The sequence below is a fragment of the Parasphingorhabdus sp. genome, from assembly GCF_036963805.1.
In the GTDB taxonomy this organism is placed as follows: Bacteria; Pseudomonadota; Alphaproteobacteria; order Sphingomonadales; family Sphingomonadaceae; genus Parasphingorhabdus.
In genome coordinates, this window is sequence record NZ_JBALUN010000012.1 from 13,920 (window position 1) to 34,915 (window position 20,996).

The window sequence follows — 20,996 nt, forward strand, 5'->3', positions numbered from 1 at the left end:
TGCTACAAAATGATCTAGACCATTTGGCTATGATCAGTAGCGAAGAACGGAAGACAGACTTGCATAGGTTTCTTATGTTATTCCAATTTTTTACGAACCACCCTACGGATATTGATAGTTAGGAATATCGATGGGCGCTGTTCGCCGTCCTATGTGTGGAGCAAATGGGGGGATAGAATTTTCATGCCACTGGAGGCGAAGCTTTTTGGCGGGTTTCAGTTGCTGTCCAATGACGGGCAAGAGATCAAGATTGCCAATCGCCGCGCTCGCGCTTTGCTCGCGATGCTTTTGCTTGAACCCGGTGCAGCTCTCGAACGAGACCATATTTGCAAGCTGTTGTGGACCGGGCGTTTTGAAGCCCAGGCACGCGCCAGCTTGCGGCAATGCTTGTTAGGCCTCGGCAAGATATTCGAGCCGCTTGGCTGTGATCTTCTCGAAGTTTCGCGCAGCCGGATTGGACTCAATGCCAAGATGGTGCGCTCCGACATAGCCGATTTGGAAAGTGCGCTTGATGATGGCCAATCGGCGCAAGCAACAGAATTACTCTCGGCAATTGGTGGCAAGCCAATTCTCGATCAGATGAGTTTCGGCGAGGATTTCGAAATCTGGCTTGCCGAGCGAAGACAAACGACCGAACAAAGATTGCAGACGAGAATAAGCGCAGCGTTGGCCAAATTAAAGACATCGGATAATCTGACCGAACATGACAAATTGCTGGATGCGTGGATGGTGAGACATCCGGCTTCATCGCGCGTCATCATGTCCGATCTGCACAGCGGCAAGACGCGGATTGCGGTCTTGCCCTTTGCCTCGCAAGATAGCGAGGATAGCGAAGGGTATTTCGCCGACGGAATTGTAGATGAGCTGATTACGACTTTGGGGCAAGTGCCTCAGCTTCTGGTTGCGGGACGGACATCATCGTTCCAGTTTAGAGATGCCCAAGTGACATTGCCGGAAATTGCAGACACCCTGCACGTGTCCTATCTGGTCGAAGGCTCGGTTCAGCGGCAAAATGAGGATGTGCACCTGAATGTCCGCTTGATTGACGGGCAAACCGGCTTTGAAAGCTGGAGCCACAGCTATGATGGCACGATCGACGATATGTTTGCCTCGCGCGAAGAAGTTGCGAAGACGATAACAAGGGAATTAGGGCGCGCGCTCAAGCTAAACATAGAGGAACCCGATGTTCGCCAGATGACGGATAATAAAGAGGCCTATGGCCTTTACTTGCAAGGGCGGGCCTTAACCAGACGTGCAATTGGCGATGGCGTTCTAAGCAAGGCGATTGAATTGCTGGAACAGGCGTTGGAAATCGACCCTGAATTTGCCGAATGCTGGACGGCGCTGGCCGAAGCGCATGTTTACACAGCGGTTTACACGCCGTGCCTAGATAAACTTGGCGAAGTGGAACGGATGGCCGAATGTGCGAAAAGGGCCATTAAGCTATCGCCAAAACAGGGCCATGCCAAAGCAATGCTTGGCCTTTACCAATGGACCCGTAATGACGCGGTGGGCGCACTCGATTTGGCGTTTGAGGCCTATCGGATGGAGCCTGAAAATCCGGCTGTCGTGATGCGTTTGGGGTCGTTCCTTCTCTATTGCGGGCGCACACAGCAGGCGCTGCCTTATATACAGGCGGCAATAGACCAAGATCCCGTCGATGGACGGAATTACGGTATGCTGTGTGTTGCCCACCTCAATCTTGGTAATATCAATGCGGCAATCCATGCGGGGCAACGTATGGCTGATCTTGGTCAACCGTCGCTTCATCTGGCAGCGGCAACTGCGGCATCGGGCGACCATGACCTTGCCGTAGAGCAATATCAAAAAACCCGGTTGCTAATGAACAGCGTGATTTTTCTGCCCGCCGGAACCACGCCAATGACGCCAGAAGCAATGGACGCTTACTGGCTGCTCGCGGCCAAGGGTATCCACAGCGGGCGGGAGGAAGACCGGGCGCAATATTGCCAGATGCTGGAAATGCTCCATGCTTCTCTTCCTGACCCGTGTGATCCGACCATTGTTTGGCCTGCCATCTGGATGGGCTATGCGCCGATGGTCTTCAAAACTTTGGGGAAACAGATTACGCCGCCCAATATGGTCGGGCTGATGTCGCTCTGGGCCGATATCGAACCGATCCGTCAAACGCGAATCCATCCAGACTTTTGGGACTTTGCAAAACGCATCGGATTGATCGCAGCATGGGACAAATATGGCTGGCCGGACCTGCTCCCGGCACCTTCCTCCTGAATCCAGATCATTATTGACGCTTTATTGACGGTAGCGCCGTTGACCCAAAGTTACATTTGGGCGCATCTATAGCGCACTGAGATAGCAGACATAACTGGTGATTTGAACGGAACCGGCAACCACCGTTTCCGCAGCCCGGAGAACTGTGCCTGAAGATAGGGAGAACGCAAATGAAGCATTTCATCGTAGCCAAAGGTATCGCCGCCAGCCTCATTCTGATGCCGCTTGCCTGATTAGGAAATCAGCAATGCCCACATCACCAACCCAGCTCGCCCATGTCGTTTACCGCACGCGCCGCTTTGAAGAAATGCTGGCATGGTATGAGAAAGTGTTCAGCGCGACAGTGCAATATCAAAACCCGGCGCTGGCCTTCCTCACATTTGACCACGAGCATCACCGTTTCGCTTTTGCCGATCTTGGCGTGATCCGTCCGGGCGAGGATGATCCTGATGATCGCGGGATGATCGGGGTCGATCATGTGGCGTGGGACATGCCCTCGCTTTCCGCATTGCTGGAAAATTATGCTGAACTGAAGGCCGATGGCATCACGCCATATTGGGCGGTGAATCACGGGATGAGCGCATCGCTCTATTATGCCGACCCCGATGGCAATCAAATGGAATTTGCCGTCGATTGCTTTGCCACCAAAGAAGAATGTACCGCCTATTTCAAAAGCGAGCAGATAGCGGATAATCCGGTTGGAGTGGAATATGACCCAGACGACTGGCTGGTCCGGCTGCGCGGCGGAGAAAGCGCAGCGGATATTTTGAAAATCGACATGGCCGGAGAAGTCTCACCCATTCGCGGGGCGATGATGGCCGGGATGGTGCAATGACTATGTTCTTGCGTCCTTTTGCTACGCTCCCCGCCCTGTCCGAAAACCGCCGCCTACGGCTGTGGGCGTTCTTCCTATTGTATGTCACGCAAGGCATACCTTTTGGACTGGCGCAGGTCGCTATCCCCGCATGGCTCGCGGCCAATGGCGCGAGCGCGGCTGAAATAGGAGCTTTTATCGGCATCGTGATGCTGCCGTGGTCCTTGAAACTGGTGAACGGGCTTCTCATGGACCGTTTCTGCTATCGGCCGATGGGCCGGATGCGGGCATGGATTATCGGCTCGCAGGCAGTGATGATCGCGGTTTTGCTAGTCACCGCAGCGCTGAACCCCGGTCCAACAGACCTTGCCGTGCTTACCGCACTGATTTTCACGCTTCTGCTGTGTTCGGCTTTTAACGATGTCGCGGTGGACGGCATGGCGGTCGATCTGGTGCCTGAGCAAGAGCGCGAGCGGATCACTGCCTTCATGAGCGGCGGTCAGGCGGTCGGGATTTCCGCTTCGGCAATGCTTGCGGGGGTCACGCTAGTCTATGGCGGGGTCGCACTGACAGCGCTGACCTGTGCGCTCCTGGTGGGCGTGCTAACTATTATGGTCACACTGCTGCGGGAGCGCGTTGGTGAGCGGTTGCTGCCGTGGACGGCTGGAACCGCCTCGCCCGAAAATCTTGCACGGGGCGGGGAGCCGTGGCTGCCGATCATCGGTAAAGTGCTTCGCGGCCTGTTTCGCTGGCGCACATTGCTGTATTTTGCCGGCGTCGGGATGATATACTCCGGCGTCGGGATGGCGGATGTTTTCGGGCCAAGTTACAGCGTATCCCAACTGGGCTGGAGCAGCGCATATTTCACCAATTTCTCCAGTATTACCGGCTTTATTTCGGTGATTATGATTATGGTTGTCGCTGGACCAATGGTCAGCCGCCTTGGCACGGCCCGTTTCTTTGTCCTGTTCACTTCGATGATGCTGCTGGCCAATCTAGGCGCATTTCTGGCCTTGTCCGGATATTTCGGAGCGGGCCAATTCGGCACGCTGGCGATGCAGCTTTGGTTCGTGGTCTTTTGGGCCGGGATTTATGGAGCTTTCGTTGTCTTCGTCGCGTGGTCGATGAACCTCACCAATCCCGCCGTCGCAGCCAGCATGTTTGCGCTGTTCATGGCGATCCCCAACCTGACGCGGTCCTTTGGCGCGGGCGCGCATGGCCAGATCATCGACAGCTATGGATATGACGCCGCCTTTCTGGTCGCCGCGATCTCAATCGCTGTGGGAATGGCGGCCTGTCTTTTCGCCGGATTGGGGCGAAAGGAAACACTCCCCGCCCGTGACAGCGCCGAACCACGGCCAGAGGACAAAGCCCGCTTACCACAGCCCGTCATCGCCTGACCGGTCGCGATTTTTGCAGACGCTGCCCCAATTCCGGGGCGGCACATAACAGGAGAAGAAAGATGAAACTGATTAAAACTATGATGATGGCCACTGCCATGATTGTGGCCGCGCCGCTCGCGCTATCCACGCCCGCAATGGCAGATGATTTTCCGCTTGTAGCCGGTGATTACACAACCATGACCGGTATCTATCTTGAGGCCGGAGGCGGAACCGCATACGCCACTTATCTTGCCACAGAGTGGAAGAAAAATCAGGATTTTGCCAAATCCAAGGGCTGGATCAGCGACTATAAAATCTACTATAATATCGATCGCCGCGATGGTGAGCCGATGATGTACCTGACGCAGACCTTCCCCTCCATGCCGAGCGGCGCTGAATTTGAAAAGCGCAACAAGGAATGGGAAGCTTTTGACAAAAGAACCAACGCGCAGCTTGATGCAGAATCCGGCAATCGGGCAAAATTCCGCAAGGTCACAGGTTCCATGACGCTACAGGAAGCGAAAATCCGGTAATTTCAGCGCTTGGTCTGGCCGGACAGTGCAACCCTTTGCGTTGACCGGCCAGACCGCAACCCGGTCCGGCGGGTGAGAATGCGACCCGTCACCCGCCGGGCTATCCTTTCATTATGGCCCTGTCAGCTCCGGGAGATACGCCCATGCAAAGTCTCGCCGACATTGCGAATGATTATGCCGCCTTAGTGGCAGCAGGCGAGCCGCTCGTCGCAGCGGAAAAATATTGGGCCGATGACATTGCGTGCTTTGAACCCGCCCAAAACCAATCAAACGAACCGGCGACCGCCACGGGCAAGGCTGCGGCAATCGCTCGGCTAACCCAATGGCTGGAGGCCAATGCGATGAGCGAACTGCTAATCGACGGCCCCTTCATCACCGGCGATCAGTTTGCGCTTTTTATCGACATGGAAATCACCCGCCGTGCCACCGGCACGCGCGAACCCTTCAGCGAAATCGCCACCTATACGGTGTGCGCCGGGCAGATTGTCGAAGAAAGATTTTTCTATGGGTGATTCTACCATAAAAGCCGCAGAACAAGACAGCGTCTTCCTTGGTCACCCACGCGGGCTGGCCTATCTGGCGTTCACCGAGATGTGGGAGCGGTTTTCCTTTTACGGTATGCAATCGCTGCTGGTGCTGTATATGACGCAGGAGCTGTTCCTGCCCGGCCATATCGAACATGTCGCGGGCATGGGCTGGTATCGCTCGCTGCTCGAAGGGGCATACGGGCCGCTATCTCCACTTGCATTGGCCGGGCAGACCTTCGGGCTTTATGCCGGATTAGTATATTTCACGCCATTGATTGGCGGCTGGATAGCCGACCGCTGGCTGGGCGCGAAACGCACGGTCATTATTGGCGTACTGCTAATGACCGCAGGCCATGCGGCAATGGCGCTGGATCAGAGTTTCCTGATTGCCCTGATGCTGTTGATCATGGGTTCGGGCGCGCTCAAAGGCAATATCGCATCGCAGGTGGGACAGCTTTATTCAAAGGACGATGACAGACCCGCACGCGGTTTCGTCATTTTCAGCACGGCGATCAATATCGGTGCCATCGGCGGTCCGCTGGCCTGCGGATTGCTGGCGCAAATCTATGGCTGGCATGTCGGGTTTAGCACCGCCGGATTGTTGATGCTGGTGGCGCTTGGCGTATACCTGAAGGGGCTACCACATCTTCCCGAAGAACCGCATTTGACGCGCACGGCTGCCGTATCTGTCAAACTCACAACGGCAGATTGGCGCAGCGTCGGAATATTGATGATCTTTCTGGTATTCCAAGTGCTTCTGGGGCCAGGTTATGATCAGCAGTTTAATATGGGCATGGTCTGGATCGACGCGGCAGTCGATTTGCAAACGCCTTTCGGGCCGGTGCCGGTGGCATGGTTCGTCTCGATCAACTCCTTCGGCACGGTCCTAGGCGCGTTTGCGGCGATTGGCTTTTGGCGCTGGCAAGCAAAGCGCGGGAGAGAGCAGAGCGACAATAATAAGATGGTTTTTGGGGGTCTGATGTACGGCGCAGGCACGATGCTGTTAGCCATTGGATCAGCGGTTCAGGGACCGGGTTCGGTAAACATCGTCTTTCCGGTGCTCTCCTATTTCATCACGGGCGTCGCATTTACTTGGTCATGGCCAACGTGGCTGGCGATCATGGCGCGCTATGCCCCGCGCCAAATTGCCGCTCGAATGATGGCGGCGGCTTATCTGGTCGTATTCTTCGGCTCAATCATCGCTGGCTATTTTTCGCGCTTTTACGAGACGATGGACCCGGCGCTGTTCTGGGCACTCAACGCTGTCGCCTGCTGGTTCGGGGCTGCGCTGTATTTCGTGTTCGGCCCCATGCTGACGCGGGCGCTGGATAGGGACATGGCCCATGAACCGGATTTCGCTCTTCGAAAGCAACCCGCATGACACAACCACAACCCATTCAAAACCACCTCCAAAAGCGTCTTGGCTTGCCCTTTGCGCTGGCCATTTCTGTTGGTGGGGTTATCGGAACGGGGATCATGCGGGCACCGGGCGTGATCGTGAACGAGGTGCCTGTATTCTGGATTGCGATGACGCTGTGGGCGGTGGCGGGGCTGTTTATTCTGTTGGCAGCGAATGTCACTGCCGAACTTGGTGCGGCATTGCCAAAGGCGGGCGGGCATTATGTCGCGGTTCATGCCGCCTTCGGGGATACGATGGGTCTGCTGTCGGGATGGACCAACTGGCTGGCAAATGTGGCGGGAACGACTGCCGTCGCGATCGCCTGCGCAGATTTTCTCGGCACCATTAACCCGTGGGTTGCCGCGCATGTGCCATGGGCGGCATCGGCAATCCTGATCGCCGTGACAGCAGCCAATTGGGCGGGTGTACGGGAAGGTAAGTGGATGCAGATTATCGGTACGGCCATTAAACTCGGCCTATTGGGCGCGGTCGTAGGTATCGCGTTCCTGATCGATCCTGTCGCTGCGCCATCTTCGTCGGCCGCAGCTTATGTCCCGGCACTGCCCGGCGGCATTGCCGGTTTCATCGCTATTGTAACCGCGCTCCAGATCATCCTCGGCGCATATGACGGCTGGTTCGGACCAATCTACTTTTCCGAAGAGGACAAGAACCCCGGCCGGAACATCCCGCGCGCGCTGTTCACCTCGGTATTCGTCATTATCGGCGTGTATCTGCTGGTCAATCTCAGTCTATTCAAGGCGCTCGACATCGCCGGATTGCGCGCGTCTGAATTGCCGATGGCGTTGGTAATCGAGCAGGTATTCGGGCGGACAGGCAATATCATTGTGGCTCTGATCGCGACAATCATGGCGCTGGTCACGCTCAATTCGATTGTGATGCCAACGCCGCGTATCCTGTTTGCAATGGCGCGCGATGGGCTGTTCCTTCAGTCCGCGACGCGCGTCAATCGCGGCGGCACCCCCACCGTGGCATTAGCCATTTCGGCGTTGATTGCCTTTCCGCTGATCTGGTCCGGTGGCTTCGTCTTCGTGTTCAAGCTGACTGGGGCGCTGTCGATCTTTGCCAGTTCCCTCTACTTTGCCGCCTTCTTCGCCCTTCGCCGGAGCCAGCCCGATCTGCCCAGGCCGTTCCGCGCAGTCGGTTATCCGGTCCTGCCAGCGCTGGCACTTGTGATCAGCGTGTTGCTGCTGATTGCCTTCATTGCCGCCGATCCGATCAGCGGCGTTTATATGATTGGCCTGATCGCCATCTGCATTCCGGTCGGCATCCTCCTTCACAGCCGCCGCCAAACACGGGTTTAACGAATATGACTGCTTTAGGCATCGTGGACAAAGCTTGACCTGAGACTCGGAGGTTGATTCAAGGCTGCCTTTTGGAGGCGGCGTTGGGCGAGCGGATTGGGGTATCGGACGAAGAGTGGGCGCTGATCGGGCTGCTGTTGCCGCCGGAGCGTGGCCGTGGGTGTCGGCCTGCGGGAGACAACCGGCCGTATTTCGAGGGCATGATGTGGATGGCGCGATCAGGGGCGCAATGGCGTCTGCTGCCCGACGAATATGGCAAGTGGAACAGCGTGTTCCGGCGCTACCGGCGGTGGGTCGAGAGCGGTGTGTTCGATGCCTTGCTGGAGACGCTGGCCGAGATGGTGGAGCGCGATACCAGCGCCGACATGATCGACAGCACGGTGGTCCGGGCGCATCATTGCGCCGTCGGGCTAAAAAGGGGGATCAAGAGACCCAGGGGCTTGGCCGGTCGCGCGGCGGCTTCACCACCAAGCTCCATGCGCGCTGCGATGGACACGGTCGGCCGCTCGGCTTCGTCCTGACGCCGGGGCAGACGCATGATGTGCAGGGCTTTGGCCCGTTATTCCGGATGCTGGGCGACAGAATAGAGGCACTGCTCGCGGATAAGGGCTATGACGCCGACGCCATCCGCGCAGAGCTTGCCGCATCCGGTGTCGAAGCGGTCATCCCGGCCAAGAGCAACCGCCGCATCCACATCCCGCATGACCGCGAGAAATACCGCTGGCGCAATCTCGTCGAGCGCCTGTTCAGCAAACTCAAGAACTGGCGGCGCGTTGCCACCCGATACGACAAAACCAGAGAATCCTACCTTGGCTTCGTTGCTCTCGCTTCAATCAAACTCTGGATACCCTTTGTCCACGATGCCTAGCAAAAGGATCACTGGTCCTAAAAACAAGCGCCCCAACCTTCCTCGGCCAATCGACTGGCAGTGGCGCACTCTAAGGCAGCAGTTTTCTAGCACTATGTCTGTTATCGGCTCCGCCCCGGTGCATCACGCTCTTCGCCTTGTTCATGGGCTTTGAATCGCCTGTCCATTTCTTCTTTCAGCATCGCCAATGCCCGTGCGTGACGAATGCGCTGGGCGTTAGTTGCATCCTCTGCAATAGTTGCCCGCTGTCTAAGTTGCGCCTCTATCTCTGCGACGCTCAGTGATCCCAACTCTTTGAGCAGCTTAAATTCCGACGATGGAAACGTTGTTGTCCATTCGAGTGGCCACCGTTCGATCATGGGATTTATAACGGTCGCGTTGATAACATCATTCGGCAAGGCGCTGGCCGGCTTGCTGGCATAATATGTGCGCGTGGCGATTTCGGCGATGGTGGCAAGCGCCTCATTCACCTGCGCTTGATGCTCCGCTGCTCTTGTTTCCATTGCATCCATCCGCGCGGCCAATGTAGCCACCCCCTCGGCAATATCAGTCAGCAATCGCAATAGCGGGTCGTCCTGTTCGTCGCTCATCGTCCTGGCCCTCCACGGTCGCGGTCTCGATCTTTCGTCCGATCACGATCTCGCTCATCATCTTTGCGCACCTGCTTGCCCAGTTCGGCCATGCGGGCGTGTAGGCGCGACGCGGCAGAATTGGCATCGCGACCTTTTTCCGGTTCTTTGTCCGCGCCGCGCTTAGCTTCCGGCGCTATTGACGGCTCGCGCCCCAGCGCCTTGTCGAGACGGCCCCGCAAAGCTTCAATCCGGTCAGGGTCAGCGATCAAGTTACGCGCCTTGACGACCATATCACGGGCAACCTCCCCAAACCGAAACTCGCGCCGTTCGGCAAAACCGCGCGCGGCTGCGTCTGGAAGCGGATAATCGCCCGCCATGTCCTTGGCCCGTTCGCGCGACAGGGTACGGACCAGCTTGCTCTGATCGGCAAAATCATCGCGGCCATAATGAAGCTGCACCTCGTCACGGTGGCGCGTGAGGCCAACATAGGCCGAATGCCTGTCCATTCCCGGCGTGGCCAATATATGCGCCTGATCGACCGTCACACCCTGCGATTTGTGGAAGGTGGCGGCATAGCCATGATCTATATGGGCATAGTCTTTGAGGTCAAACGCCACGCTGCGCCCGTCATCGGTGCGGACGGCCATATGTCCGGGGGAGACGGCTTCAACCGTGCCAAGCGTACCGTTCTTAACCCCCATGCCGCGCTCGTTGCGCAGGAACATCATCCGGTCGCCGCTGGCAAAGTCGCGGTTGCCGCGTTCGGTTGACACGTTCACGTCATTCCCAAGCTCGCCATGACTGCGCAGCTTCTCGCGGGCGGCGATATTGAGGTCGCGCACCTCGGCATTGGTATGGGTGAGGATGATACGGCTTTTGCTTGGGTCATTGGTGCGAGCATCATTCCAGCCCTCAACAAGCTCAGCGCGCGCATCCTCGCGTGTTTCAGCGCTGTGAACCATGCCGCTTTCACCATAAGCATGGATCGCCTCACCCGTCCGTCCGGTGGCGAGTGCTCGTGTCGCACCGCGCTGCCAGTCGTCGCGCTGACGGCGAATCTCGGTGATCTCAACCGCGCCGTGGTTTTCGGCGAGCGACCGGAATGCCGCCCCCGCTTCAATCGCCTGCAACTGTTCAGGATCGCCAACCAGAACAACTTTCGCGCCTGCATCGCGCGCCGATGATAACACCCGCTCCATCTGGCGGGTTCCGGTCAGACCCGCCTCGTCGATGACCAGCACATCACGTTCGCTCAATTGTTCACGGCCATGCTTCCACTGATACTCAAGACTTGCGATTGTCCGCGACGTAATGCCCGAACCGGCTTCCAGATTTTCAGCGGCAATGCCCGATAGCGATGCACCGCGCACATTATAGCCTTCGCGTTCCCAAGCATCCCGCGCAACGCCTAGCATTGCCGACTTGCCGCTCCCGGCATATCCGACGACCGAGGAAAGACCGCGCTGGCTGGTGACATGATCGAACGCATCGCGCTGCTCGCCCGATAAAATCATCCCGCGCTCGGCTGCGCCATCAAGCGCAGCATGGCGGTAGTGGTCGCCAACGCTGTGGCGCTCGCTCGTGACCAGCATCGATGCCGACAGCCCAAGCCGCTCTTCCACCGCAATCATATCGGCGCTGGTAAACCGCTCCTGATCCTTCCCGTCTTTGCCCAGCGCAACAAGCTCGGGTGAGCTGCGCACCGATGCCATGACCGCATCGAACTGATCCTTGCCGTCGCTATGCCGGAACGCGAACTGGGCAAGATCGCGCTTGGTAAACGTCGCTTGCATATGAGTGATCGCGTTCAACGCTATTGCCGGATCGGCAATGATCTTCTCGCCGTTCTCCCGCGCGATCCGCATATGATCGTCGGCGCGCTCGGCGTCCTCGCCGTGGATGGCGCGGCGTGATCCTGCCGCACCAATTTTGTGCTGCGGCTCAAGCGGAATGCCCTGCGCTTCCAATGTTCGATGATCGACCCGCGCATCAATTCCCAGCTCGGCCATGCGGGTGTTCACATGATCGGCCCAACTCTCACGCCAACTACCCAGAAGCTCTTTGCTGTTCCAGTCGCGCTCCTTCTGGCCAAAGCCGTCCGGACCAACTTCGCGCATTGACAGCATGACATGGGCATGGGGTTTGGGACTGCCATCGGCGGCCTTGTCCCAATGGACATTGAGGTCGGCAATCATACCGCGCGCTACAAATTCCCGTGCGACAAAATCTCGCGCCAATTGGGTACCGTCTTGCTCATTCATCTCCCTTGGAATCGCAAATTCGACATCGCGCGCAAGCTGCGCGTCCTTGCGAACCTCGCCCGCTTCGACCGCGTTCCACAGCGCCTCGCGGTCGCCGAGTCGCTCCGGCGTGCCGTTTGGCAGCATGATTTCAGAATGGACGACACCGGCCTTGTTGGTGAAGTCATGATCGCGGCCTAGGCGTTCGTCAGTTAGCCGTTCAGCGGCACGATAGGCAGCCGATGCAACCGCGCTTGATCCGTTGGCGCGGCTCACGACTTTTGCAGAGAAATGGTAGATTGCCATTACGCTAAGCAATCTCTCATTTTCAAGCGACGTTGGCAACAACGTATAAGCGCGCACTCAAAACTGTCTTCGCCATTTTTGGCGTGACTTGCTTCACTTTTGGAATGGCATGGTTGTTTGCGGCGTGATTCGCGCTTACGCTGCATCCAATGCTACCACTAATCGGAGGTGCGCCATGCGCAAAGTCCGGGATTATGATGCTGAACTGACCGCGCTTCGCGACAAGGCGAAGGCGATCAAGGCGCGCAAAGTCGAGCAGCTTGGCGCGCTCGTGGTTGCAACAGGAGCCGACGCGCTCGATCTCGAAGTCATCGCCGGAATGCTCCGGCACGGTGTGGTGGAAGCCCAGGTCGATTCCGTGAAGGAGAGCTGGCGCGCCGATGGTGCCATGTTTCTCAAGTCACGCGGGCGCAAAGGTAATGGGCCTGCTGGTGGCGACGGAACAGGCGCTGGCTAGAAATACGGCAGCGCGGCGGCGGGCTGAATCAGGCCAGCGCCGCACTGACACAAGGGAGTGGGTGGTGGAGCGACGCGAGCGGACAAGGCACCTGATCGAACTGGGCGGCCTCGTCCAGAAATCGGGCTTGGTCGAACTCGTCGGTGATGATCGCGCCACCCTTTACGGGGCGATGCTTGATCTCGCCGGACGTGCCGGGGGCGATGACGCGGTGAATGCGCTGGCGCTATGGAAGCGGCGGGGCAAGCGGGCGTTCGATGCCGAAGCTGCGGAAGTCGCAGACTTGGCGAACGCTTCCGGCGGGGAGGATTGATCGGTGAAAGGTCGGCTTCTCGGATGCGCGTTGCTGATCTTCGCCGGGGTGCTGGTTATCGCGTGGTGGCTGCCCAAAACGCACACCGCGTTCTGGCTAATCCTGATTGGTGGCCTCGCGTTGTGGATCGGGGGCATCTATCTCAAGGTCCGGCTCGCCCGCCCCGATTCCACGCTTGGCTCCGCCCAGTTCGGATCGCGCGCTGATGTGAACGCGCTGGCAAAGAGCAAAGGCGATCTTCTGATCGGTCGCGATACATTGGGCCGGTTGCTCCGTTATGACGGCCCTGCCCATCTCATCACCATCGCCCCGACGCGCTCGGGCAAAGGTGTCGGCACGATCATCCCCAATCTGCTCACCGCCAATCGGTCGGTGGTCTGTATCGATCCCAAAGGGGAGAATGCCCTTGTGACGCTACGCCAGCGCGAGGCGTTCGGGTCCGTGCATTGCCTTGATCCGTTCGGTATCTCTGGACAGACAAGCGCGCGTTACAATCCGCTCGACCGGCTTGACGCCAAAAGCCTCGATCTGGCCGAAGATGCGATGACGCTTGCCGATGCGCTGGTGTTCGATGAAGCTGAAACCGAAGCGCATTGGAACGAAGAGGCCAAAGCGCTGATCTCGGGCATCATCCTTTATGTCGTCTGCCACGATGATGTTGCACATCGCAACCTGACCAGTGTTCGGGATTATCTGACTCTCGCACCCGATGATTTTACCGCGTTGCTGACTGTCATGCAGGCCAGCGACCGCGCGAGCGGATTGATCGCGCGTGCCGCTAACAGATACCTCAGCAAATCGCACCGCGAAGCGGCGGGCGTGTTGTCGGGCACGCAGCGGCACACGCATTTTCTGGATAGCCCGCGTATCGCCGCTGTGGTGGGCGGGTCTGATTTTGCCTTTGCCGATCTCAAGGACGAAGTGGCGACGGTGTTCCTGATCCTGCCGCCTGACCGGCTCGACACCTATTCGCGCTGGCTGCGCTTGCTTGTGGCGCAAGCCATCAATGAAATGGCGCGGTCGTCGGCCAAGCCGGAACGCCCTGTCTTGTTCTTGCTCGATGAATTTGCCGCGCTCGGACGGCTGCAACCTATCGAGCGCGCAATGGGTCTGATGGCGGGTTACGGGTTGCAACTCTGGCCGATTTTGCAGGACATTCATCAACTACGCAGCCTCTATGGAACGCTCGCGGGGACGTTCCTGTCCAATGCCGGTGTCCTGCAAGCGTTCGGGGTTAATGATTATGAAACCGCCGATATGCTGTCGAAAACAATGGGCCGTGAAACCATCACCTATGAAACCGGTGGGCAGAGTCAGAAGGATGTGATGCTCAAAGACCCTGAACGGTCCTTGAGCAAGACCCAGCATCTCGCCACCCGCAATCTCATGGACCCCAATGAGATTATGAAACTCGCGCCCGATACGCTGCTGCTCATGCGGGTTGGGGAGAGTCCGCTGATTGTTAGGAAACTGCGGTATTATGCCGACAAGGAGTTTGCGGAGATGTTTGATGCTGCTTGAAGGCTATGTCTTTTTTCGACCCTATTCTGTTGAAAAACTCATCACTGACCTTCCTACCGCGAATTTTCAGCAACAATGGTTCGGACGAGCAGCCGTTCGTGAATCATTCCTGCAAAGGCAGACGGTATGAGCTTTGAATGTTGTCTGAGAAAATTGCGCACGGAGTTTTTCAACAGAATAGACCCAGAAGCGGTCGGCAGTTGGTATTTTCCTTATTACTTGGCCGCTCGCTGCGAATGAAAGAAGTCGATTTTCCAGCTCCCGTTCTCGCGAACGATTACAGCTGACTCAAGCCAGCGGACAGGCTGAAGGTCGGGTGGAATCCCGGCGCTGCCAACATTCTCCCAAGCGGACCACGCCACATCGCAGCTCAGCTTTGTATCTATCGGGCCTATGGACCAATTGATTTGCACACCCTGAGCGTGAGCGTTTCGAACTACATCCACAAGCTCGGTCCCTTCAAAACGCTTGCCAACATCGAACGAGTAAAAGGATTCGGTAGTAAGGCGTTTGAAGGACGCCTCGTCATCCTTGCGAAGCGCATCGAAGAAATCATGGATGGTCCGGTCGATCTCGGCCCTGGCATTAACCGGAGCGGGGCAGTTGGGCTGACGCGCATGGGCGCACCCAGTCAGCACTAACGTCGTAGCAAGCACAAGGAATGAGCTGAAGGACTTCACACTTCAAACTCGCTCTTTGGGTGGCACATGTCAATGCCCGCTAACCACCCAACATCAGTCTTAGGCAAAAGAAACGGGGCGGCAAAGCCGCCCCGCTGGATGTTCATTCGCCAGCTTTACCGTCTGCTGACTTGCCTTTGGCTTTGGCGAGGATCGCGAAACCGTCTGCGATCAAGTCAACCGAGTAGCGGGTCTGGCCTTCGACCTTGTAGCTCGACTGACCGATGCGCCCAGTGATGCGGACAAGATCGCCGATTGTGGTTTTGGCGAGCCGGTCGCGCAATTTGCCGAACAGGGTGACGCGATGCCACTGCGGATCGGACTTCCATGTTTCGCCTTCGCGGCGGTTGTAATTGGTGGCGACCGAGATGTGGGTGACGTTCTTGGCGGGGTCGATCCTGCCGAGCCGTCCGATGATGTGAAATTCGACGATGTTCTGCACTGTCTGTCTCCTGATCGTGTCAGGCGAGATGTCCTGACGGACATGACAGGGCCGCGCGCCGCCTGCGCGCCAGCCAAAAAACGGAGGCTCCGCTTATGTGGAAACCGTAGGCGCGACGCGCCGGTTTTTTGCTTGCGGGTATGAAGGCGGTGCAAGCGGCCAAACGTCCGTCAATCAAGGACAGGGGCTGATCGCGGTCGGGGAGTTGGTTGCAGAATCCTACTTCGGTTCATCGGTGCCTGCTGCGCCGATGCTGTCAGACGCGGCTATACCATGTCGCTTTGCCGCTGCCGTGCTGGACAAGATGGCTGGCCGATACCAGCATTTGCAAATGCTTTTTCACCGTGTTGCGGTTTGCGCCCGTCACATCGACAACCTGGCCGTTGGTGATCCGCCCATGCGCTTTCGCCAGTTCGAGAATCTGCACGGCAAGTTCCGGCAACCGCTCGACCATCAATCGCTCGCGGGTGATCTTCGCTTCAAGGCGGGTCTTTTGCTGCCGGAGCGACTGGAGGAAATAGACAATCCACGGCTCCCATGCGGGCGCTTCGCTGCGGATTGTTCCCTGCGTCCGCCGCAGGCCCAGATAATAGCCTTCTTTGCTCGCTTCGATCACGCTTTCGAGCGACGAATACGGCACATAGGCATAGCCGCTGCGCAGCAACAGCAAGGTGGTCAGCACTCGCGACAAGCGGCCATTGCCATCCTGAAACGGGTGGATTTCGAGAAAGACCACGATGAAGATGGCAATGGCAAGCAAAGGGTGAAGCTGCTTCTGATCGAGCGTCTCATTCACCCATTCGATCAGCTCGGACATCAATCGCGGCGTGTCGAACGGCGTAGCTGTCTCGAACACGACGCCGATTTCTTTGCCGTCGGCGTCGAAGGCGCTGACATGGTTGGTGTTGGTTTTGTAAGCGCCGCGATGCCGCGCATCCTTGCTGCTGTGAACCAGCAGGTCGCGGTGCAGTTGCTTGATATGGTTTTCGGTCGGCTCAATCGCGTCGAACGAGGCGAAGATCGTTTCCATCACTTCGGCGTATCCCGCCACTTCCTGCTCGTCGCGGGTGGCGAAGTGGCGGATTTCGATGTTGGAAAGCAACCGCTCAACATCACTGTCCGACAGCTTGCTCCCCTCGATCCGGGTCGAAGAGCCGATGCTTTCAATCGTCGCCACGCGCCGCAGTGCCGACAGGCGATCAGGCGCAAGCGTCCCCAGCGCGCGCCATGCGCCTTTGAATTCGTCGATCTCCGCGATCAGCGAAAGCATTTGCGGCGTGATCGTCAGCGAGGCAGTGTTGATGGGCATATCCATATCTATACCCATAAATATCCATAAAGGCAACTGTATCCGCAAATCGACCCATAAATATCCATAGGCCTTCGCTCATCGGCGCGGTGGCCATAAGCCACCGCGCCAGTGGAGGCCGGATGCCAACGCAATCGGCCTTGGCCCGTCCCAAGGGACGGGCCGCGAAATTGCGGGGTGGGCCGAACGGGAACCGAGTGCCGCCAAGCCTGTCTGCATCACCGGCTGGACAAAGCTGCGGCAATTTCAGGCCGCAGCTTCCAGCGCCAATGCCCGGCTATTTCCTCACCGTCTTCGCGGGCTTTGCCGTCTGCGTCGGTCGCAAGTGTGAACGTCCAAACGGTTTTGCCCGCCGTTTTTTCCTGAGGTTCCCAATCCAGCTCCTCCGCCAAGGCGCGGCCTAGCTGCCCATACTGTGCATTGGCGACGACATAATCGTCATAACCAGCAGCTTGGGCGAGATGTGTAGCCGTTAAAACATGGCCAGGTGCCTGGAGGTGAGCGGCCAGCATGGCATCCTGCGCCTTATTACATTTCAGGTGCGGCAAAGCGGCGCGAACCTCATCCACGGTCGGAAAGCCATCGGCCCCGCGCATCGCCCGTTGCTTAGCAGCGGCTTCATCCAGTTGGCGCTTCACAAAGAGGATAGCGGAATCTCTGGTGGGAGCCGTAACGGTCTCTCCTATAGCCACCGTTCCGCGAAAGGCTTTGGCTTGCCACGCATCACCTGACTTCATGGTTTTGATGGAATGGCGACGGTAATCCACACCATGTGATTTGATCGGCATGAGATAATTCCTTTGCAACTTGATAGGTCAGATGCCGAAATGGGTTTTGAGAGACTCGTGGGTGAGCGCAGCAACTTCCCCCACATGATCGACATAGTTGCCGTCAGCATCGTTGATTTGCTCGCCAACCCACCAGATCAGATCAGCGTCGCTATCATTCAGAATGTTGCGTGTGCGCCGTGTAAGTGCCGACCAGACACCTCGCATACCCATATAGTCATCAGCCCCGCTAGTGGCGTCGATGACGTCTTTCATGTGAAACTGCGGGGTGTCGCTTTGGGCGATCACCTTCAACGCATTCAGAGTCTTATCACTTAGCTTGTCCGTGAGCTTGCGGACAAAGGCGAGTGTCAGCTCTGCCGGGCCATCATCATCAATGGTGCGCGGCGCGGTCTTTGATGCCGGAGAGGCCGCACTGCTTGGGCCGATGCCACTGAGGCCCATCGCTAAAAGCACCTCTTGCTGGGCGGAGGGAGTAAGGCCGCCAAAGGCCGCTGTGGACAGCAAAAATCCTGAATTGGTCATTGTTCGTATCCTTTGGTATCAATCAACGCTCTAATCACGCTGATTCGTCTCTAGCGTGATTCGTGATGATTGCAACAGCAAAAGATACCAATCTATCTGATTGGTATTCCGATCATCATGAATCGGAGATCGAAAGTTCAAAACATCTCGATCTGATCGCGCATCGGATTCCAGAATCCGATATCGAGCGGACGCTGTGCGCGACGGGGCTGCATCATCGGCTGGTTGGCGAGCCAGCCAAGCCGCTCCCCCATGCTGACGGGGGCAACACTCGCCATCATGATCTGGTCGGGGTCGGGCAGCGTGATCTGCGGTAATGTCTTGCGCTTGGCCATTGTCTGCCTCCGCTCAATATTCATCGGCGAGCATGATGGTCAGCACCCGCCGTGTGACGGCGGAGTTGGCGGGGTCTTCGCTGCCGAACCGCAAATCGCGGTCGTAATAGATCCTATGCAGGTTGGTTTGCCTGCGGCAGATTGATGGAGGTGCTCGACGGAAGGAGAAGAGATTATGAACGACGACAAGATTACGGACATCGAACCGGCCCCGATTTATGTGAGCCTTGAACTGAGCAAGCGAAGTTGGCTTGTGGCCTCTTTGCTCCCCGAATGTGCGAGGCCTTCGCTGCGCACGATTCCCGCCGGGGACAGCGCGGCGCTGCTTGACCATTTGCAAAAACTCAAAGAGCGTGCCGCCCGCAAGGCTAAGGGGCCATTGGCGATCCGCCTGTGCTTTGAGATCGGCTACGACGGATTCTGGATTGCGCGAATGTTGTTGGCGAACGGGATCGATACCTATGTTCTCGACCCTGCCAGCTTTCTGGTTTCGCGGCGCGGCAAGCGGGTCAAGACTGACCGCATTGATGCCGAAGCCATGATCGGCATATTGAAGGCGTATCTCGCTGGCGACAAGAGCGTTTGCCGGACGGTTGCGGTTCCAACGCCGGAGGAAGAAGATGCGCGCCGCCTGATGCGCGAACGGAGCGATCTCGTGCGTGAGCGGACTCGGATCATCTCCCGCATCCGTGGGCTTTTGGCCTTGCATGGCGTCCGCGAGGTGCGGGCCATCTGGGGCGGCAAGTGGGCCGATCAACTGGACGACATGCGCACCGGCGATGGCAGACCGCTGGAGCAACATCAGCGGCGGCAGATCGAACGCTGCTTTGCCCGGTTGGAACTGCTGAACGACCAGATCAAGTTGGTCGAAGCCGATAGAGCGCAGGCGATCACGAGTGAGACCACGTCGTTCCCATGTGCCGAAAAAGCTGTCAGGCTGGAGCAATTGAAAGGGATTGGCTCGAACAGCGCGACGATGCTGGTCGCCGAGGTTTTCTGCCGCCAGTTTGACAATCGGCGGCAACTGGCGTCGTTTATCGGGTTGGCACCCAGCCCGTATAACAGTGGCAGCGTGGAACGCGATCAGGGGATCAGTAAGGCGGGCAATCACGAAACCCGCGTTCTGCTGGTGGAACTCGCCTGGTGCTGGCTGCGCTATCAGCCCGCTAGCGAACTGTCGCAGTGGTATCGTGACCGCTACAAAGGGCGTGGAAAACGTTCGGCGAAAATCGGCATTATTGCCTTGGCGCGAAAACTCTTGATTGCCCTTTGGCGCTTTGTGGAAACCGGTCTGGTTCCGCAAGGTGCCGAGCTCCGCGCGACCTGAAGCCAAAGTTGCAACAGGTTTGATAGGAAGCGCGGGTTGGTGTGATGTGTGACCGGGAAGATTGATGGCGCCTGAAAAACGCCCAGTAGTAGTTTGGTCCGCATCCGCCTTTGCTCGATCCAAGGATGTGAATACGGATTGTGGTGCGGGACGATGATCCCGACCGGATACAAGTCTATGCACGGATTGTGCATCTATGGGCCTTGGAACGAAAAAAGCTGATCTGCCTGCAATGATAAAGGAATGTACCTTGACAAACTGACCCTCATACAAGTCCAGTTTCCAGAACACCCGTTCGCGCTCGTCGTCGCGCACCCTCGGACGGTCGGTCGTCCAACGGCCATCGCCTAACTGATAGACGGCCCCGAAATCGCGCTCGCCGTGCGGGTCGCTGTCCTCATCGAAGGCGTCATAGGTTTCGATCAGTTCGCGGACACGGGACTGGTCGGCGTCGGGCAGCGAGCGAAACCCGACTGTCACAAAAGCGGTGCAGGCCAGCCCCATCGCCTGCCGAGCCCGATCATTCAATCGGGCAATCCGCGCCGTCCGCTCGCGCTGGCTAGCAAGGGTCGCGCTCATTGCACCCGCCCCCTGCGGGTTTCGCATATCAGAATCAAAGCCCCGAAATCTTCGCGCTCGCCAAGCCGGTCGGCAATCTTGCGGACACAGGCAATCGGCAAGCCGTTCTCGTTGGCAATGCCGCGCAAATAATCGTCGCGGGTTTCGGCCCCGCACTCACGATACATCAACTGCAAATCACACATTTTCTGTCTCCTCTTGGGCTGAAAGCCGCACTGTCTGCGACATGCGGCTCTGCCTTCCGGCGAGGATGGGAGGGGGAGGGAAAGCTGAATCGACGCCCTGGCGCGGGCCAGCGGGCGCGCAGCGACCGCCACACGGGGGCGGCTATTCTGCTTTGGGAACGAGAGGGCAAAGCCCTTGGCGTTCCCCCACAATCAAATGAACGGAGGCGATCAGCCTCCCTCCGCCGCAACGCGGCACAGGCAACGGCACCCTTGCACAGCGCGACGCCGACGGACGTCCTGCGCGCGGGTCTGTGGGCCAGCGGGCGTCCGGTCAGTCGAG

Annotated in this window: 21 protein-coding genes and 2 pseudogenes; 12 read left to right on the forward strand and 11 right to left on the reverse strand. The window is 57.8% G+C overall.

What is annotated here, in order from left to right:
* Positions 1-183: 183 nt before the first annotated feature.
* The 8 genes and pseudogenes from V7676_RS16680 (at position 184) to V7676_RS16715 (ending at position 9,095) form a co-directional block, all read left to right on the forward strand.
* Positions 184-2,250: a hypothetical protein gene (locus V7676_RS16680; protein ID WP_335660744.1), complete on the forward strand. Its 2,067-nt coding sequence runs from the start codon at positions 184-186 to the stop codon at positions 2,248-2,250.
* Between the two features lie 247 nt (positions 2,251-2,497).
* On the forward strand, positions 2,498-3,085 hold the full coding sequence (locus V7676_RS16685) for a VOC family protein (RefSeq protein ID WP_335660745.1): 588 nt from the start codon (positions 2,498-2,500) through the stop codon (positions 3,083-3,085).
* A complete protein-coding gene (locus V7676_RS16690) occupies positions 3,082-4,464 on the forward strand; it encodes an MFS transporter (RefSeq protein ID WP_335660746.1) in 1,383 nt (460 codons plus the stop codon). Before V7676_RS16685 ends, V7676_RS16690 begins: the two co-directional genes overlap by 4 nt.
* Before the next feature lie 62 nt (positions 4,465-4,526).
* A complete protein-coding gene (locus tag V7676_RS16695) occupies positions 4,527-4,979 on the forward strand; it encodes a hypothetical protein (RefSeq protein WP_335660747.1) in 453 nt (150 codons plus the stop codon).
* 143 nt (positions 4,980-5,122) lie between these two features.
* On the forward strand, positions 5,123-5,491 hold the full coding sequence (locus V7676_RS16700; protein ID WP_335660748.1) for a nuclear transport factor 2 family protein: 369 nt from the start codon (positions 5,123-5,125) through the stop codon (positions 5,489-5,491).
* Positions 5,484-6,887: a peptide MFS transporter gene (locus V7676_RS16705; RefSeq protein ID WP_335660749.1), complete on the forward strand. Its 1,404-nt coding sequence runs from the start codon at positions 5,484-5,486 to the stop codon at positions 6,885-6,887. The genes V7676_RS16700 and V7676_RS16705 overlap by 8 nt, the downstream gene beginning before the upstream one ends.
* Positions 6,884-8,227 carry an APC family permease gene (locus tag V7676_RS16710; RefSeq protein ID WP_335660750.1) on the forward strand — a complete coding sequence of 448 codons (1,344 nt, stop codon included), beginning with the start codon at positions 6,884-6,886 and terminating at the stop codon, positions 8,225-8,227. The genes V7676_RS16705 and V7676_RS16710 overlap by 4 nt, the downstream gene beginning before the upstream one ends.
* A gap of 137 nt (positions 8,228-8,364) precedes the next feature.
* A pseudogene (locus V7676_RS16715) lies at positions 8,365-9,095 on the forward strand (IS5 family transposase).
* A gap of 101 nt (positions 9,096-9,196) precedes the next feature.
* Here V7676_RS16715 and V7676_RS16720 read toward each other — a convergent pair.
* Both V7676_RS16720 and traA read right to left on the reverse strand, forming a co-directional pair.
* Positions 9,197-9,685, reverse strand: a complete 489-nt coding sequence (locus V7676_RS16720) for a hypothetical protein (RefSeq protein WP_335660751.1) — start codon at positions 9,683-9,685, stop codon at positions 9,197-9,199.
* Positions 9,682-12,213 carry a Ti-type conjugative transfer relaxase TraA gene (traA, locus tag V7676_RS16725; RefSeq protein WP_335660768.1) on the reverse strand — a complete coding sequence of 844 codons (2,532 nt, stop codon included), beginning with the start codon at positions 12,211-12,213 and terminating at the stop codon, positions 9,682-9,684. Before traA ends, V7676_RS16720 begins: the two co-directional genes overlap by 4 nt.
* Before the next feature lie 175 nt (positions 12,214-12,388).
* Here traA and V7676_RS16730 point away from each other — a divergent pair, with 175 nt between their 5' ends.
* From V7676_RS16730 to V7676_RS16740, 3 genes are all read left to right on the forward strand, one after another.
* Positions 12,389-12,670, forward strand: coding sequence for a conjugal transfer protein TraD (locus tag V7676_RS16730; protein ID WP_335660752.1), 282 nt, complete (start codon positions 12,389-12,391; stop codon positions 12,668-12,670).
* A gap of 64 nt (positions 12,671-12,734) precedes the next feature.
* Positions 12,735-12,983 carry a conjugal transfer protein TraD gene (locus V7676_RS16735; protein ID WP_335660769.1) on the forward strand — a complete coding sequence of 83 codons (249 nt, stop codon included), beginning with the start codon at positions 12,735-12,737 and terminating at the stop codon, positions 12,981-12,983.
* Between the two features lie 3 nt (positions 12,984-12,986).
* Positions 12,987-14,504 (forward strand): type IV secretory system conjugative DNA transfer family protein, encoded by a 1,518-nt coding sequence (locus V7676_RS16740; protein WP_335660753.1) that lies wholly within the window; start codon positions 12,987-12,989, stop codon positions 14,502-14,504.
* Positions 14,505-14,719: 215 nt separating this feature from the next.
* Here the strand turns inward: V7676_RS16740 and V7676_RS16745 are convergent, their stop codons facing one another.
* The 7 genes from V7676_RS16745 to V7676_RS18880 form a co-directional block, all read right to left on the reverse strand.
* Complete coding sequence (locus V7676_RS16745) at positions 14,720-15,184, reverse strand: hypothetical protein (RefSeq protein WP_335660754.1); 465 nt, start codon at positions 15,182-15,184, stop codon at positions 14,720-14,722.
* A 103-nt stretch (positions 15,185-15,287) separates the two neighbouring features.
* Entirely contained in the window at positions 15,288-15,626 is a 339-nt protein-coding gene (locus V7676_RS16750; protein WP_335660755.1) for a single-stranded DNA-binding protein, read from the reverse strand.
* A gap of 256 nt (positions 15,627-15,882) precedes the next feature.
* Complete coding sequence (locus V7676_RS16755; protein WP_335660756.1) at positions 15,883-16,941, reverse strand: Fic family protein; 1,059 nt, start codon at positions 16,939-16,941, stop codon at positions 15,883-15,885.
* 212 nt (positions 16,942-17,153) lie between these two features.
* Positions 17,154-17,723, reverse strand: a complete 570-nt coding sequence (locus tag V7676_RS16760) for a hypothetical protein (RefSeq protein ID WP_335660757.1) — start codon at positions 17,721-17,723, stop codon at positions 17,154-17,156.
* A 27-nt stretch (positions 17,724-17,750) separates the two neighbouring features.
* Entirely contained in the window at positions 17,751-18,248 is a 498-nt protein-coding gene (locus V7676_RS16765) for a hypothetical protein (protein WP_335660758.1), read from the reverse strand.
* Positions 18,249-18,385: 137 nt separating this feature from the next.
* The gene (locus V7676_RS16770; protein WP_335660759.1) at positions 18,386-18,583 is read right to left on the reverse strand and encodes a hypothetical protein; all 198 of its coding nucleotides are present in this window, start codon (positions 18,581-18,583) and stop codon (positions 18,386-18,388) included.
* A gap of 13 nt (positions 18,584-18,596) precedes the next feature.
* Positions 18,597-18,803, reverse strand: coding sequence for a DUF3768 domain-containing protein (locus tag V7676_RS18880; protein WP_442955461.1), 207 nt, complete (start codon positions 18,801-18,803; stop codon positions 18,597-18,599).
* On the opposite strand from V7676_RS18880, the gene V7676_RS16780 reads away from it, so the two are divergent.
* A complete protein-coding gene (locus V7676_RS16780) occupies positions 18,759-19,910 on the forward strand; it encodes an IS110 family transposase (RefSeq protein WP_335660760.1) in 1,152 nt (383 codons plus the stop codon). The genes V7676_RS18880 and V7676_RS16780 overlap by 45 nt on opposite strands.
* A gap of 267 nt (positions 19,911-20,177) precedes the next feature.
* Here V7676_RS16780 and V7676_RS18885 read toward each other — a convergent pair.
* A pseudogene (locus tag V7676_RS18885) lies at positions 20,178-20,516 on the reverse strand (DUF3768 domain-containing protein); the annotation flags it as partial.
* The gene (locus V7676_RS16785) at positions 20,486-20,674 is read right to left on the reverse strand and encodes a hypothetical protein (RefSeq protein ID WP_335660761.1); all 189 of its coding nucleotides are present in this window, start codon (positions 20,672-20,674) and stop codon (positions 20,486-20,488) included. The pseudogene V7676_RS18885 and the gene V7676_RS16785, both read right to left, overlap by 31 nt.
* Positions 20,675-20,996: the final 322 nt, after the last annotated feature.